The 14,843-nt window shown below is 64.4% G+C and carries 14 protein-coding genes and 1 pseudogene; 8 read left to right on the top strand and 7 right to left on the bottom strand.

What is annotated here, in order from left to right; translation table 11 throughout:
- The first annotated feature begins 368 nt into the window (after nucleotides 1-368).
- Nucleotides 369-611, top strand: a complete 243-nt coding sequence (locus DFR50_RS17230; protein ID WP_113890513.1) for a BrnA antitoxin family protein — start codon at nucleotides 369-371, stop codon at nucleotides 609-611.
- 187 nt (nucleotides 612-798) lie between these two features.
- Here DFR50_RS17230 and DFR50_RS17225 read toward each other — a convergent pair whose 3' ends face one another.
- The gene (locus DFR50_RS17225; RefSeq protein WP_245427876.1) at nucleotides 799-1,233 is read right to left on the bottom strand and encodes a DUF3291 domain-containing protein; all 435 of its coding nucleotides are present in this window, start codon (nucleotides 1,231-1,233) and stop codon (nucleotides 799-801) included.
- 260 nt (nucleotides 1,234-1,493) lie between these two features.
- Here DFR50_RS17225 and DFR50_RS33020 point away from each other — a divergent pair, with 260 nt between their 5' ends.
- Together DFR50_RS33020 and DFR50_RS33015 are read left to right on the top strand one after the other, a co-directional pair.
- Nucleotides 1,494-2,273 carry an IS110 family transposase gene (locus DFR50_RS33020; RefSeq protein ID WP_281016411.1) on the top strand — a complete coding sequence of 260 codons (780 nt, stop codon included), beginning with the start codon at nucleotides 1,494-1,496 and terminating at the stop codon, nucleotides 2,271-2,273.
- 48 nt (nucleotides 2,274-2,321) lie between these two features.
- A pseudogene (locus DFR50_RS33015) lies at nucleotides 2,322-2,708 on the top strand (transposase); the annotation flags it as partial.
- An 11-nt stretch (nucleotides 2,709-2,719) separates the two neighbouring features.
- Here DFR50_RS33015 and DFR50_RS17215 read toward each other — a convergent pair.
- Nucleotides 2,720-3,838 carry a zinc-binding alcohol dehydrogenase family protein gene (locus DFR50_RS17215; protein WP_113890511.1) on the bottom strand — a complete coding sequence of 373 codons (1,119 nt, stop codon included), beginning with the start codon at nucleotides 3,836-3,838 and terminating at the stop codon, nucleotides 2,720-2,722.
- A 141-nt stretch (nucleotides 3,839-3,979) separates the two neighbouring features.
- Between DFR50_RS17215 and DFR50_RS17210 the strand changes: the two genes are divergently transcribed.
- Together DFR50_RS17210 and DFR50_RS33465 are read left to right on the top strand one after the other, a co-directional pair.
- Nucleotides 3,980-4,588 (top strand): cupin domain-containing protein, encoded by a 609-nt coding sequence (locus DFR50_RS17210; RefSeq protein ID WP_342634569.1) that lies wholly within the window; start codon nucleotides 3,980-3,982, stop codon nucleotides 4,586-4,588.
- Nucleotides 4,572-4,862: a helix-turn-helix transcriptional regulator gene (locus DFR50_RS33465; RefSeq protein WP_342634568.1), complete on the top strand. Its 291-nt coding sequence runs from the start codon at nucleotides 4,572-4,574 to the stop codon at nucleotides 4,860-4,862. Before DFR50_RS17210 ends, DFR50_RS33465 begins: the two co-directional genes overlap by 17 nt.
- Before the next feature lie 494 nt (nucleotides 4,863-5,356).
- Here the strand turns inward: DFR50_RS33465 and DFR50_RS17205 are convergent, their stop codons facing one another.
- Together DFR50_RS17205 and DFR50_RS32560 are read right to left on the bottom strand one after the other, a co-directional pair.
- Nucleotides 5,357-6,730 (bottom strand): tryptophanase, encoded by a 1,374-nt coding sequence (locus DFR50_RS17205; RefSeq protein WP_113890510.1) that lies wholly within the window; start codon nucleotides 6,728-6,730, stop codon nucleotides 5,357-5,359.
- Entirely contained in the window at nucleotides 6,727-6,936 is a 210-nt protein-coding gene (locus DFR50_RS32560) for a hypothetical protein (protein WP_210208944.1), read from the bottom strand. The genes DFR50_RS17205 and DFR50_RS32560 overlap by 4 nt, the downstream gene beginning before the upstream one ends.
- A gap of 131 nt (nucleotides 6,937-7,067) precedes the next feature.
- Between DFR50_RS32560 and DFR50_RS17200 the strand changes: the two genes are divergently transcribed.
- Nucleotides 7,068-7,301 (top strand): hypothetical protein, encoded by a 234-nt coding sequence (locus tag DFR50_RS17200; protein WP_113890509.1) that lies wholly within the window; start codon nucleotides 7,068-7,070, stop codon nucleotides 7,299-7,301.
- A gap of 115 nt (nucleotides 7,302-7,416) precedes the next feature.
- On the opposite strand, the gene DFR50_RS31460 is transcribed toward DFR50_RS17200, so the two are convergent.
- On the bottom strand, nucleotides 7,417-8,178 hold the full coding sequence (locus DFR50_RS31460; RefSeq protein WP_210208943.1) for a hypothetical protein: 762 nt from the start codon (nucleotides 8,176-8,178) through the stop codon (nucleotides 7,417-7,419).
- A 363-nt stretch (nucleotides 8,179-8,541) separates the two neighbouring features.
- Here DFR50_RS31460 and DFR50_RS17190 point away from each other — a divergent pair, with 363 nt between their 5' ends.
- Nucleotides 8,542-8,949 (top strand): PNPOx family protein, encoded by a 408-nt coding sequence (locus DFR50_RS17190; protein ID WP_113890507.1) that lies wholly within the window; start codon nucleotides 8,542-8,544, stop codon nucleotides 8,947-8,949.
- Between the two features lie 867 nt (nucleotides 8,950-9,816).
- Complete coding sequence (gene recD2, locus DFR50_RS17185) at nucleotides 9,817-12,081, top strand: SF1B family DNA helicase RecD2 (RefSeq protein ID WP_113890506.1); 2,265 nt, start codon at nucleotides 9,817-9,819, stop codon at nucleotides 12,079-12,081.
- A 43-nt stretch (nucleotides 12,082-12,124) separates the two neighbouring features.
- Here the strand turns inward: recD2 and DFR50_RS17180 are convergent, their stop codons facing one another.
- Together DFR50_RS17180 and DFR50_RS17175 are read right to left on the bottom strand one after the other, a co-directional pair.
- A complete protein-coding gene (locus tag DFR50_RS17180) occupies nucleotides 12,125-12,691 on the bottom strand; it encodes a helix-turn-helix domain-containing protein (protein ID WP_113890505.1) in 567 nt (188 codons plus the stop codon).
- Nucleotides 12,692-12,993: 302 nt separating this feature from the next.
- Nucleotides 12,994-14,676, bottom strand: a complete 1,683-nt coding sequence (locus DFR50_RS17175; protein ID WP_113890504.1) for a long-chain-fatty-acid--CoA ligase — start codon at nucleotides 14,674-14,676, stop codon at nucleotides 12,994-12,996.
- Nucleotides 14,677-14,843 lie beyond the last annotated feature (167 nt).

The raw sequence follows: 14,843 nt of genomic DNA, 5'->3' as shown, positions 1-14,843 counted from the left end.
CTCTCTTCAGCACGTCGATGACGCCTCGCCATAGCCTCTGGACCATCCCGCCCATGGCGCCGGCGACTTCTTAGCCTGGAAAGCCAGGCATCGCCGGGTAGCGGCAAACGCGCCGTCTATCGACGAGAAGCAAAGGCACGATGTTCGGGAGGCGTGTCAGAGGCGTAACGTCATATGCCACTATGTGATAGTGGAATTCTCCTCAATCGGACTATCCGGAACGAGGGTCGGCCGCGCATCCCGCTCGCAGGACCCGCAGTCGGTGGACCGCAGCGTCAGCGAGGAAAGGGGACATTCGCCTTGGATCCCCATCGATTTCTGGGGGGCAGCTAAGTAGTATCGGTTAGAAACTCAGCGGGAGTATTCGCATGACAAGACCACCGAATCGGCATCGACCGACGGACGCCGTGTCCGTAGCCGAAGCTGTGTTCAAACCAGCTACGCCTCCGGCGGACGAGACCGTACGCGCGCAAAGAAAGGCTGGCGTTCCCGTCTCTAAAGAGTTGGTGTCGATCAAGCTCGACAGCGATCTGGTTGCACATTTTCAAGAAGATGGGCCCGGTTGGCAGGAGCGAATCAACGATGTGCTGCGCCGGGCAACGGGCTTGTAATCCGAGGGTGCTCAAAGTAGTGCTCGAGTGACAATTGTTATCAAAATATGCTGGTTTTGAAAATTGCAATGGACGACCGTCTGCTAATTGGCGGCGCGCTTTTCAAAGCCGTCGTCGAGCTACAATGCGCTTGTAGCGCGCCGCTGGCCCATCGTCGTCTCGGCTTCGTCCCGCCACGGCCCCGTCGTCAAAGCCGCATCCCGTAGCTCATCTTCGATTCGGCGAACCCCCGCTCGGCATGATCCAGCGCGGGATGTTTGAGCCTCAGCGGTCGCCCGACCTCGCGCAAGCGACGGACTGCCTCGGGCCATTCGGGGAGTTCGCCGCCGTGTTGGGTCCAATGACAAACGCTAGCCTGGTCGCCCCACTCGATGAGATGGGGCGCTGCTTTTCGGTGGGCGCCGCTGGCGGCGTACGCCCGCATCACGTTTTCGTCCCGCCAGACCGTCATCGTCCAGAAAGCCAGGTCGGCTTCGCGGCGGACCGCTCCGGCCAGGAAGCCTTCCGCCTTGCGGGTCTGCGCGATCGTGCGGTTCGTATGCAGGGTGAAGAACGGGAGGAAGCGCAGGGGGCGCAGTCGAAAGCGCGTCACGCTGACTATGGTCTCAACGGGCGCGCTCATTGGTGCACCCTGACCAGAGTTGAGCTTTTCATCCCGCATGCGGGATGAAAAGCTCGGCGCCGACCGAGCGCCCGACACGATGGCCAAGCGCGCTTGCCGTTTGACGGCCCGTGTGAGACCCGCCGCGTGGCGGGCGCCGGGAGGATACGACGGGCAACAGGGTGTAGCGCCAGGGTTCGCGGCCCGGAGCGCCAGTCAATGAGCGGCCCGCAGGTCCTCCCGACGCTCGGCAGTCTAACAAAGGCCAAGGGAGACTGCATGTGTCCTATTTCGCCGGGCTCGATTGGGGCGGCGCCCGTCATGCCGTGTGTGTGGTCGACGAACGCGGCGCCGTCGCGCTCCAGATGGAGGTTGCGCATGACGATGCGGGCCTCGGAGAACTCCACAAGCGATTGGCCAGGCTCGCCCCGGCCGGCGACCTTCCCGTCGCCATCGAGCGCCCGAGCGGGTTGATCGTGGACGCCCTGATCGACGCCGGCCACCCCGTCGTTCCGATCCATCCCAATGCCGTCAAAGCCTGCCGGCCGCGGTATCGCGCCGCCGGTGGCAAGAGCGATCCCGGCGACGCGTTCATGCTCGCCGACATCCTGCGCACCGACGGATATCGCTTCCGCCCGCTCACGCCCTGCTCCAACGAAATCAAGGCGTTGCGCGCCCTCGTGCGCGGTCGCGACGACCTGGTCGCCGAGCGCGTCTGCCTGGCCAACCGGCTGCGCGGCCTTCTGGAAAGCTTCTGGGCCGGCGCCGCCGTCATCTTCGCCGACGTCGACAGCCAGATCGCGCTCGCCTTCGTGCAGCGCTATCCCACCCCAGAAAGCGCCGCGCGGCTGGGTGAAAAGCGGCTGGCCGCTTTCCTCGCCGCGCACGCCTATTGCGGGCGGCGCGACCCTTCGGCTCTCCTCGATCGCCTGCGCGCGGCCCCCATCAGCCCCTGCGGCCCGGCCGAGGCCGAAGCCAAAGGCGAAATCGTCCGCCCTGGCGGCCGTCCTCGAGCGCATCGTCGGCGAAATCGCCAGACTCTCCGGCCGCATCGAGCATGACCTCGCCGAACCGCCCGACGGCAGGATCGTCATGTCCTTCCCGCCGCCGGGCGCATCTGCGCCGCCCAGATCCTCGCCGAACTCGGCGACGTCCGCGAACGTTTCCAATCCGCCGACCAGCTCGCCGCCGAAGCCGGCGTCTGCCCCGTCACCCACGCCTCCGGAAAAAGCCGGGGCGTCGTCTTCCGATGGGCCTGCAACCACCGTCTGAGAGCCGCCATAACCTGCTTCGCCGACAATTCCAGACACCAGTCCCCTTGGGCCGCTGACGCCTACAAACGAGCCAGGGCCAGAGGATGCGCGCATCCCCACGCCATCCGCATCCTCGCCAGAGCCTGGATTCGTGTGCTCTGGAGGGCTTGGATCGACAAAAACCCATATGACCCAAACGCCCACGCCACCGCCGCCCTCATCCAAGCGCGCGCCGCAGCTTGACACAGGGTGTCTCACAGCGTCACCACAAGCTTGGCGGCGGAGACGCCTTGACGCTGGCGTTCGAGAGCGGCGGGGATAGCCGAAAGTCCGGCGCCGATCACCGTGGCGGACGGCGCCGCCACGAACCGGGCTTCCGCCAGCGCCGCCGGCAGGAACGCCTCGAAGATCATCGGCCCCACCTCGTTGGCGATGAGCGTGCTGCCCCAGATCATCTTTGCCTTCACGCCGCGCCGGCGGGCCTTGAGCGTCAACGCCAGCGTTCCGGCGAGCATGCGCGCGATGGCTGGCGCGAGCCGCAGCCAGCGTCCGCGCCCGGCGGGCACGTCGTCGAACGAGGTCGGCGGCGTCGCCATCGCCACGAAGCGGTTGCCCTTGCAGGCGCCGACGACGCCTACGCACGCCGCTGCGGAACCAACGCCGATCGCCAGCGTTCCGGCGACCTCGCGCCCTCGCAACGCGCGCACGATATCCGCGACGACGGTCTTGGAGCGATAGTCGAACGCCTGACTCGCGCCGAGCCGCTTCACGTAGTCGAAATTGCGCGGCGAGGCGGTTGCGATCACGTCATAGCCGGCGGCGACCGCCAACTGTATCGCGTTGCTGCCGACGCTGGTCGAGCCGCCCCAGACGAGCAGCGTCTTGCCCGCGGGCCTGGCTGCTGCCGATGGGGCGTTCATGGCGAGGAGGTCCTTCTGGAACAGACCGCATGCCGCCGTCGACAGGCCGAGCGGCAAAACGGCAGCCTCCTCGAACGCCATGGATTCGGGAATAGGCGCAGCCATGTGCGCGAGGAGCACGACGTAATCCTGGAAGGCGCCTTCGGCGGCGCGGTTGCGGACTTTGTCCGATCCGGCGGCGAAGCCGACAACGCGGTCGCCGACCCGGAAGCGCGTGACCCCGGCGCCGACCTCGACCACTTCGCCGGCGACGTCGGAGCCGTCCACGAACGGATAGGGTGTCCAGGGCGTGACAATATCGCCCATCGTCTGTTGCAGCCGGTCCATGGGATTGACGGCGACGGCGCGTACGCGGACCACGATTTCGTTCGAGCGCGGCGCGGTATAGGGCGCGGGGCCGACGGTAAACGGCGCTCGCTTGGCGGCGAGCCAAAGGGAATTGTTTTCGGGCATGGGGGCGGTCCCTGAATCGACGCCGGGCTTGGCGTCGAGGTCAGAAATACGGGGAATTCGTTGGACGCTCCATGCTCGCTGGTCCATCATAACATCGCGATCGTCCAGGAACGCGATGGACCCTCTTTCCGATATCCTTTCGTGCTCAAACCCAGCGGCTACGGCTTCCGCGGCCTCGACGCAGGCGGCGAATGGCTCTTGCGCTTTGGACCGGAGGACGGGGTGAGGTGCTACGCGTTGGAATCGGGGGCGTGCTGGCTCGCGCTGGACGGCGCTTCCGAGCCCATGCGGCTGGGCTCGGGCGATTTCGTGCTGATTCCCGGCGGCAGGGGCTATCGCCTCTACAGTGCGCCTGACGTCGAGCCGATCGACGCCTTCGCGTTCTTTCCCTCAATTCCCGCCGGCGAGACGGCAGTGCTAAACGGCGGTGGCGGCGTATCTGGGGTGGGCGGGTACTTCGGCTTCGAGGGAATGCACGCCGAGATGCTGCTCGGCCTGCTGCCGCCTGTCGTCCACATCCGCGCCGAGGACAGCAAGGCGGTCTTGCGCGGGTCGATCGAACGGCTGATGCGCGAGCTTCGCGAACCGCAGCCGGGCAGCGCTGATCGCCGAACACCTCGCGCAGGCGCTGCTGATCGAAGCGCTGCGGCTGCATCTGGCGGATGCTTCGCCTCACAGCGCCGGTTCGTTGTTCGCGCTCGCCGACAAGCCGATGCACGTCGTGATCGCGGCCATGCACGCGCAGCCTGAACGCAAGTGGACTCTTGAGGCGCTGGCGCGGATCGCGGGCATGTCGCGGTCGAGTTTCGCGGTACGCTTCAAGCGGACCGTCGGCGAGCCCGCGATGGACTACCTCACCCGCTGGCGGATGATCGTCGCCTCCGACCGCCTCGCCAATCGCGGCATGCCCATCGCGGTCGTCGCGCCGCTGGTCGGCTATGAATCCGAAGGCGCGTTCGGCGCCGCGTTCAAGCGCGTGATGGGCTATTCGCCCAAACAGTTCGAGAGAGCCGCCGCCGGATAGTCGGGCGGTGAGCCCGTCCGCGCCTGGCCCTGCCCAGCCTCTTGCGGCGCCGGAGTGACTCCACGGTGCGCGAGCGGCGGCCCGAGTTTCCGCTGCTGTTCATCCCTGGCTACGCGAGAGCCGAGCTGCCGCCCGGCGCCGAGGTGATCGACAAACCCTTCGACCTGAACACCCTCGCTCGGAAGGTGCAGACGTCCTTGTCGAGGCACTGAAGGCGGCGAGCGAAAAAAGGCGTCCGGCGGGACTGGGCGCCGCCGCCGGTGCCGGGTCGCCGAAATCAGCATGGGCCACGCGGCTCGTCCCCTCCAGGCCGCTCTGCAACTCGATGACGGAAGCTTCGTCGTCGCGGAACCTGGAACCGGCAGAGGGCCCGGTGGACGGCGCTATGGACGGCAAGAGAGTCTTCGTCACGGAGTTCGAGGGCGGCGCTGAGGCGCGTCTACACTGCAACAGGCGCCAAGACGGTCGTGGACCTGGCGCGGCTTCCCCCGGGGTCAGCCGGGCCCAAGTGGTTTGTATCGCGCCGCAAAGTGCCGGAGCGCCGATGGCTCCCATTCGATCCGATAGCCGCGAAGCGACGTGCGCACCCCCGAGATCTCGGCGAAGGTCTCGACAACGTAGTCGGCGTGCGACTGGGTGTAGACGCGCCGTGGCATGGCGAGGCGAACGAGGTCCATCTTGGCCGGCTTTTCTGACCCGTCGGGCTGGCGGCCGAACATCACGGTGCCGATTTCGCAGGCGCGAATGCCGCCCACTTCATAAAGGGCGCAGGCAAGCGCCTGACCCGGGTATTCCAGCGGCGGGATATGCGAAAGCCAGGTCCGTGCATCGACAAAGACCGCATGCCCGCCAGTCGGCTGCACGATCGGCACGCCGAGCGTGGCGAGCCTCTCCCCGATATAGGCGTTGGTGCGCGCGCGATAGGCGAGATAGTCCTCGTCGACGATCTCGACGAGGCCCTGAGCGATGGCGTCGAGGTCGCGTCCGGCGAGGCCGCCGTAGGTCGGGAAGCCTTCGGTCTGGATGAGGCGCGTGCGGGCGCGTTCGGCGAGGTCGTCGTTGTTGAGCGCGAGCCAGCCGCCGATGTTGGCGAACGCGTCCTTCTTTGCGCTCATCGTCATGCCGTCGGCGAGCGCAAACATATCGCGCACGATGTCTACGACGGGCCGGCCCTGCTGGCCTGGCTCGCGCTGTTTGATGAACCAGGCGTTCTCGGCGAAGCGGCAGCCATCGACGATGAACCGCTTGCCGAATCGATGCGCCAGTTCCGCCGCCTCGCGGATGTTGGCGAGCGAAGCCGGCTGACCGCCGCCCGCGTTGTTGGTGACCGTGATCATGACGCAGGGGACGGCGTCGCCATTCTCGCGGAGGAAAGCTTCGAGCCGCGTGAGGTCGATGTTCCCCTTGAAAGGATGGGGCGCCGCCGGGTCGAGTCCTTCCGGCGCTGGCAGGTCGATCGCCTCGGCGCCGGTTGCTTCGATATTGCCGCGCGTGGTGTCGAAATGGGTGTTCGAGGGAATCTTGCGTCCGGGTCCGCCGATCAAATGAAACAGGATCGCCTCGGCCGCGCGGCCCTGATGAGTTGGGATGATGTGGCGGAACGGCATGAGGTGGCGCACCGCCTGCTCGAAGCGGCGGAAGGAGGGCGAACCGGCGTAGCTTTCGTCACCGAGCATGATCGCCGCCCACTGCTTCGCACTCATCGCCGAAGTGCCGGAATCGGTCAGGAGGTCGATCAGCACGTCGTCGGAAGAGAGCCCGAAAAGGTTGTAATGGGCGTCGCGCAAGAGGCCCTTGCGCTCCTCCTCTGTCGTGAGCCGCAACGGTTCCACGGACTTGATTCTGAACGGTTCGATGATCGTCTTCACGGGGCTTCCTTTCCGCCCCGTCGAAAGAGTCCACCGGGGCTGATGCGCTGCGGTTGCCGCCACGATGGCTTGCCGCGCTCAGCGCCCTGATCGGCCACCAAGGTAATGCAGAATCGACCGGTCTGCAATGAATGCAGTTTGCCCTTGGGAAGTTTGCTTAAATCGAGCAGCGAAGCCGCCAAGCGAGCTGAGGGAGGCGCGACCATGCTGACCTCCCAGCATGGCGTCGGCGCATATGGCGAGGCTCAACGTCGAGAAAGGGAGGGTACGGCGCTTCTGGGGCCCGTCCAGCGGCTATGTTCTTGTTGTGTTCTAAGAGGTCGACTATCCTACCCGGATGCCGGACGACGAAAATCTGACTCCCGCCACCGCGGCCGATGTCGCCGACGCGCTCGCCTTCGCGCTGCGTTTTCATGGCCGCAAGCGGGTCCACAACGCCGACGAATTCATGTCAGTTATCGTCGCCGAGCGGCTCGTCGAGCATCTCGAGCGCTCCGGATTTGTCATCATGAAGAAGCCTCCGCTTTGCGGAGGGGGCGCCCTCGGACGCGGGTTCGAAGGTGACCGCTGATGGTCCGAGGCCAAAGGAACAGCACCTCGCCAAAGCCCATTGGCAATTTCACAACTGAAAACGCTCGGCGAACGCGCGCTGTTCCTCGTTGCCACCGTTTTTTGTATTGGCGTGCTCAGCGTCCCTTGGATAAACGCCGCTTCCAGCGTTCGCCAAGTTTGGGCTCATCGCCGAAGACATAGCGACCCATGATGGTTCGCTTTCGACTTGGACGCGAAACGTCGTCGTCGCGCGTCTCGACCATCCCCACGGACTCGGTTTGCGCGATGGATGGCTGGTCTTTGGCGGAAACGGAGGGCGTCCTGGCATCGAGAGCGATCGGGATCTGGATTCTTCGTTTTGCCTTTGGATGCGGCGCCGGACCGCCGGAGTTTCCGACGGCCCGATTCGCCGTCGCCGTCGGTATGACTGACGAGCCGGCTGTCGCGTCACTCAGCGAGATGCCAGTCAGTTGATGGGACGCAACCGAAGGACTTTCCGACATGTGCGCGGTCAGATCAGACGAGGCCTCCGAACTCCGAGGCGCCTTGGATGTTTGTTCCTTGTCCTTTCGTGCGCGCACCAACGGCGCTTTCCGCGCGCGCGATTTTGGATTCGACGTTGCGGTGGACAACTCGCCTTGGAGCCGACCAACGGGCGGCATTTCTGGGACAAGGCTCTCAAGGATTCGACGCGTTGGATGCGATGCGGCGCCATCACTGGACGGCTGATTTGACGTCTTGGCCTCGAATGTCGCGGCGGCTACACGATGAGACTCACGTTCAAATGCTTTAGGTCGGGTCGTGGCCTCCAACAACGGCACGCCTTGGCTTGAGTTGGTTGCCAGTCTTGGCCGATGCCGGACTTCGACAGTGAATGACGGAACGGTGCGTCTCAATGAGGCCCTCGATCAATTGACGGCGGGTGGGAATTGGTCGGCTATAACCTTGCGTGCCAAAGCGCGGCAAAGCATTACGCGACAATCATAGCGGAAACCAGCTTGTCGCCTCGCCGCGTGCGTCGCCCCAACATAGTGATGGGGGCTGGTAAGCGCCGCATGCTGTTTCGAAGGTCAAAGCCATGCGCCTCAGCAATACAAACCGCTCGTAGGGAGGCGGTGATTTGACCGCGACCGTTACGCATTCCAGTGTTCGCCGGCGCCGACCAGTGTTCGGCGGCGCCGATCGCCGCGTCGGCGTGGGGCCTTGGAGACTCGCCGCGATAACCGGACAGCCGAGTTCCATGTTTCAAGGGGCTGACTGTGATCGAAGCGAACCTGGATCGGGTCTGGGCGGCCCTCATGACAGGCGCGCAGCCCGGCCGTACGCCGTTCACCGTTCTTCAGCTCGCCACCTCGGGGCTTGACGGCGCGCCGAAGGTTCGCAGCGTGATCCTTCGGGGCGCCGACGCCGAACGAGACGCCGTCTCGTTCTTCACCGACGTACGTCCTCGAAGAGATACGACATGGAGCCACGGGTTTTCCTGGTCGGGCTACGATGAAGAGGCCGGATTTCAAATCCGTCTTGAGGGCAAGGCGACCATTAGACACCGAGGGCCCGGAAAAGGCTGCGGTCTGGGCGGCTTGTCGATCACATACCCGCGCGCTCTTCCAGCATCCGCTGCCTTCCGGGAGCCCGATCTCCGCTCCAGCCGAAGCTGCGCCAGCTGACGATGTCGATGGCGAAAGGCATTTCGCCGTGATCGTGGTCTCGGTCATCCGTATCGGTTGGCTCGATATCTCTCGACCTCTCCACCTGCATGCGATGTTTCAGCGCGACGGCCGCGATTGGCGTGGAGGCTGGGTTTCACCGTAGGCGATGCGCCTTGCTGTCGAGAGCCGCGCGTTGGTTCCACGACATCTTTTCGGAATCTTGGCTGCTGGCGCAATCTTAGCGTGGCGCTTTCGAGAGCTTCCTTGGCTGAGACCGACCTTTCGTCTTTGATGATCACTGGGCCTTGCACTGCGGCGCGTCGACGGTCCTCGTTACTCGGGCGGCCAGGCAGTCACGCCGGCAGGGCGTAGATCCAGCGGCTCGGCGTTGTCGGCTACAACAATCGCGCCCCGATTGGGACGCTGCAGCGGTGGGGTGTAAGAGCGAACATATGGCCGACATAGTCTGGCAACCGCTGCCTCCACTCTGGCCGAGCCCTGCGGTTTCGACCGATGTTGGAGGTTTCATGCTGTGGTATTTACGGAGGATGGCGTCCCGACATGGGAGGTCCGGGCGCAAAACGAAAAAGGGCGGCGGCGACAGCGATCTGGTCATTGGCGGCACGGCGGACACATTCGAAGCGGCTAACGCAGCGGCGCTGTTTGAAGCGACGGCCCGGTCCGCAGGATGGCGAAACCATCTAAACGACGAAGACACGAAAAATGCCCGTCAGTCCGCAATGCGAAAACCTGGATTTGTTGCCCGCGAGAGACCACCCAGCAGGCGATTGACTCTGTCTCTGTCTCACGGGTCCAGCTCGCGTAACGGCAGGACGCCATAACGTTCGCGGCATCTTGCCGGAAAAGAAGGATCCTGCGGTCCGTATGAAGTCGAATCCTGAGCCTTCGACACAGGAAGTGCTCGCTGGCCTGGTCGAGCGGGTCACCTTCCACAACCCGGAGAACGGCTTCTGCGTTCTGAGGGCGAAGGCGCGCGGACACCGCGATCTGGTGACCGTGGTCGGCCACGCCGCCGTGATCTCGGCCGGCGAGTGGATCACCGCATCCGGCGAATGGATCAACGATCGCGCGCACGGTCAGCAATTTAGGGCGCGCTTTCTCAAGACCTCGGCGCCGAGTTCGATCGACGGGATCGAGAAATATCTGGGCTCCGGCATGATACGGGGCATTGGGCCAGTCTATGCCAAGAAGATGGTCAAGGCCTTCGGCGAGAAGGTCTTCGACATCATCGAGGCCGAACCCGATCGGCTTCGCGAGGTGACGGGCATTGGCGCGGTTCGGGCCAAGCGCATCACCGACGCCTGGGCCGAGCAAAAGGTCGTCCGGGAGATTATGGTTTTCCTGCATAGCAACGGGGTCGGAACCGCCCGGGCCGTCCGCATCTTCAAGACCTACGGCGTCGACGCCGTGCAGGTCATGACCGAGAACCCCTATCGCCTTGCCCGGGATATCCGGGGCATCGGCTTCAAGACCGCCGACGCGATCGCGATGAGGCTCGGCATCGAAAAGACCGCCATGATCCGACTTCGCGCCGGCATATCGTACGCGCTGACAGAGGCGATGGACGAGGGGCATTGCGGACTGCCGACGGATCAATTGATCCCGCTCGCCGAAAAACTACTCGAAGCGCCGAAGGCCTTGATCCTGACGGCCCTCGAGCTCGAACGATCCGACGGCGCCGTGATCGCCGACAAGGTCGGCGATGCCGACTGCATGTTCCTGGCGGGCCTCTACAGGGCCGAGCAAGCGATCGCCGATCGACTGATCCGCATCGCGCGCGGCCGGCTGCCCTGGCCATGGATCGACGAAGCCAAGGCCATACCCTGGGTTGAAAAGCGCAATGGGCTGCAACTTGCCGACAGTCAGAAGGCGGCGATCCGTCAGGCGCTGACCGCCAAGGTAGTGGTGATCACCGGCGGCCCAGGCGTCGGCAAGACCACGATCGTCAATTCGATTCTCAAGATTCTTGCGGCCAAGGGCGTGCGGCTGCTGCTTTGCGCGCCCACAGGTCGCGCTGCGAAACGCATGACCGAAGCGACGGGCGTCGAGGCCAAAACCATCCACCGTCTCCTCGAGGTCGATCCAAGGAACGGCGGGTTCAAGCGCAACGCCGACAATCCCCTCGATTGCGATCTGCTCGTGATCGACGAGGCCTCGATGATCGACGTCATGCTGATGCAGGCGCTGATGAAGGCGACGCCGGACGGTGCGGCGCTGCTCATCGTCGGCGATATCGACCAATTGCCTTCGGTCGGACCCGGGCAGGTCCTGGCCGACATCATCGGCTCCGGCGCGGCGCCCGTCGTGCGCTTGACCGAGGTGTTCCGGCAGGCCGCGGCGAGCCGGATCATCATCAACGCCCACCGCATCAATCAAGGCTTGACGCCCGATCTGAGCGCGCCTGCCGGCGAGACCGATTTCTATTTCGTTGCGGCCCAGGATCCCGAGACCGCCGTTCAGCGCATCCTGGAGTTGGTGAAAACCCGCATTCCAAAGCGCTTCGGCTTGAATGCGATCCGCGACATCCAGGTGCTTTGCCCGATGAATCGCGGCGGCGTTGGCGCCCGCTCGCTCAACATCGAACTGCAGGCGGCTTTGAACCCCGCTGGCGAACGCAAGGTCGAGCGTTTCGGCTCGACCTTCGCTCCAGGCGACAAGGTCATGCAGATCGAGAATGACTACGACAAGGAGGTCTACAACGGCGATATCGGCTACGTCGTCGACGTCGATCCCGACGTGGGCGAGCTCGTGGCGAGCTTCGATGGGCGCTCGGTGACCTATGGCTTCGGCGAACTCGACACGCTGATCCCAGCCTATGCCGTCACTATCCACAAGAGCCAAGGCTCTGAGTATCCCGCCGTGATCATCCCAGTCACGACTCAGCACTACCCGATGCTGCAGCGGAATCTCCTCTACACAGGCGTCACTCGTGGCAAGAAGCTCGTGGTTCTCGTCGGACAGAAGAAGGCCGTCGCGATCGCCGTTCGCAATGTTTCGGGCCGGCGACGCTGGTCGAAACTCGACGATTGGCTGCGGCTCGGCGCGTCGCGCGCCGCTCGTAGCGTCCGCCACGAGCTGGAGTTCCTTGATCGTGGCGAACTGCCTGACGCGCTCGGCCGCCATGGCTAAGTTGACGATGTCCGCGACGGTTTTCTGACTCCTGTCCGCAACGTCACGGCCCCGGCGGTTTCGCGCGGCGGGTCTTCTGCGACGCATGGAAGCCGACCGCCATGTCGAAGGCCGAGCCGACGAACTTCAGCACATGCGCGAAGTCTTCGTCCGTGAGGCGGCGTGCGGCGTCGTTCGCCCGATAGAGGTTGGCGAAGTCGCGCTCGCGGCCGGCCTGCACCACCAGCTTGCCGACCCCGAGATCGTCGAGCGCCTTCCAGATTCCGGGGTTGTAGGAGCGCGTGAGCTTCAGGGCGAAGGAGATCGGGTCGTTCCTGCCCAGCACCCCGGCGAGCCGCAGGACGAGGTCGAATGGGAGGGCCGCCTTGCCCTCCTCGGCTTCCTCGATCAGCGTCGGGTCGGGAAGGTCGACCGCCGTTCCGAGTTCGTCGACTGTGATCCCGGCGGCCTCGCGCGCCGCGCGCAAGAATTCGCCCGCCTTGCCGATCGCCGCCTTCTCCCCCGGGCCGCGCGCCAGGCTCTTGGCCGCGGCGACCGTCATTTCGGTTGCGCCCTCGGCGACGCCGAGCGCCGAATTCGCCCAGGAGGTGAGCTCGCGCGCGATCCGCATGATCGCCGTAGGCCCCGCCGCCTCCGGAGGCGACACGGCGGGCTTTGACGAACGCGCCCTGGCGCGCCCCGGCGCGTGCGATTTCGGGCGAGACGCGGACGGCATTCTGACCTCCCTCGGGTATACCTTGCGGCGCTTGGCGCTTTTTCTTGTTGGCGGCGATTGCCGCGCGGTTTCATTCTCTCAAATCAACGTGTTCGCTGCCAATTGGACCGCATGTCTTCGATGCCGATTCTTGTCGTGAAGCATTGAGTTTCCGAGCGTGATTGGGTCGATACCGGAAGACGAATTACAAGACGACGTCACTCCGCCGCCGCGGGCATGTGCCCCGCGGGCAGTTGGACGCGGTACTCCGCACGCAGCTTCTTCTTGTCGATCTTGCCGACGCTGGTCAGCGGCAGCGCGTCAACGAATTCGACGCGGTCTGGCATGGCGAATTTCGAGATCAGGCCCTTCTCGACGGAGCGCTTCACATGGGCGCGAATCTCGTCCCTACCGATCGATCCTTTGAACTCCGGTAGCAAATGGACCAGGACCAGTGGACGCTCGCCCCATTTGTCGTCATGAATGCCGATCACAGCGGCTCTCGTCACACCTTCCAGCCGCAGAATGATGTCCTCCAGGTCGATCGAGGAGATCCACTCGCCGCCGCTCTTGATGATGTCCTTGAGACGGTCGGTTATATGCAACGCGCCATCAAGGTCGATTGAGCCGACGTCCCCGGTATGCAGGTATCTCCCAGCCCAGAGCCGCTCGGACGCTTTGGGATCGTTCAGGTATCCCGTCGCCAGCCACGGCGCGCGGGCGACGATCTCGCCCGTGGCCTTGCCATCATGCGCCACGTCCCGCATATCTGAATCGACCACGCGCAACTCCATCAGCGGCGGGGCGTAGCCGGGTTTGATCCGAAGCTCGACCTCTGTGTCAGCGTCTCCTGTCGTCTGCGCCGTGCTGAGATGCATGATCGTAAGGGTCGGGCAGGCTTCTGACTGGCCATACGCGGCGCACACGTCTATCCCGCGCTCCAGGGCGGCCTTCACGAGCGGGCGCGGAAGCGCGGCGCCCCCAACGATCATCTTCAGCTTCGAAAGGTCCACGCCCTCACTGCCGGGCGCGTTCAAGAGCATCTGCAGGATCGTCGGCACGCAGGTTGTGAAGGTCACGCCCTCGTCCCGGATCAGCCGCAGGAACACGTCGGGCGCGTAGCGGCCGGCATAGACCTGCTTCAGGCCGATCAGCGTGGCGGAGTAGGGCACGCCCCAGGAATGGACGTGGAACATCGGCGTCATCGGCATATAGACATCGTCGCGATGCACGCGACCTTGCGCCGTCGCAACGCCGATATCGACCAGGGTGGCCAGGACGTGCAGCACGATCTGGCGATGGCTGAAATACACCCCCTTTGGCTGCCCTGTCGTGCCTGTGGTGTGGAACGTCGTCGCGCGAGTCCTCTCGTCGAAGTCAGGGAAGACAAAGAACGGCGAGCCTGATTCGATCAGCGCCTCGTATTCGCCGGCGACCGGCAGCGTCGTCGCCGGGAGTTCGGGCCGGTCGTTGAGCAGGATGAAGCGGGTCACGTTCGGCAGCCTCGACGCCAGCGGCTCGATCAGCGGCAGGAAATCGACGTTGAGCAGCAAGGTCGATGCGCCGGTTTCGTTCAATGTGTAGAGCAGTTGCTCAGGTGGCAGCGCGATGTTCGCCGTCTGCAGCACAGCGCCCATCATTGGGATCGCGAAGTAACATTCATGGTAGCGGTGGGAGTCCCACTCCAGCACCGCAACGACGTCGCCGGCCTTGACGCCAAGATCGGTCAGCGCACTGGCCAGGCTCCCCAATCGATGGCGGAACTGCCGGTAGGTGTGCCGGTGCTCGCGATAGACGATAACCTGGTCGGGCGAGCGGGCCAGAGGCGTGTCCAACAAATGCCTGATGAGCAGTGGATAATCGTAAGCTGACGGGGTGATCTCGATCAGATTGTTGGGCATTGTTTCCTCCGGATATTATTTGCTTTACTGGCCGTATCGCGCGCGGGCTATGCTGACTCCAAAAGATCGCTTGGGTCCTTGCGTTTCGCGGCGCCATGCTACCGCGGCTACGAAGTTGCTCCGAAGCGGGTCCGCGCTGCGACCGCGCAAATAGTGAGGTAACAATG

The sequence above is a fragment of the Roseiarcus fermentans genome (assembly GCF_003315135.1).
Classification (GTDB): domain Bacteria; phylum Pseudomonadota; class Alphaproteobacteria; order Rhizobiales; family Beijerinckiaceae; genus Roseiarcus; species Roseiarcus fermentans.
This window is presented reverse-complemented; position numbering and strand designations above follow the sequence as displayed.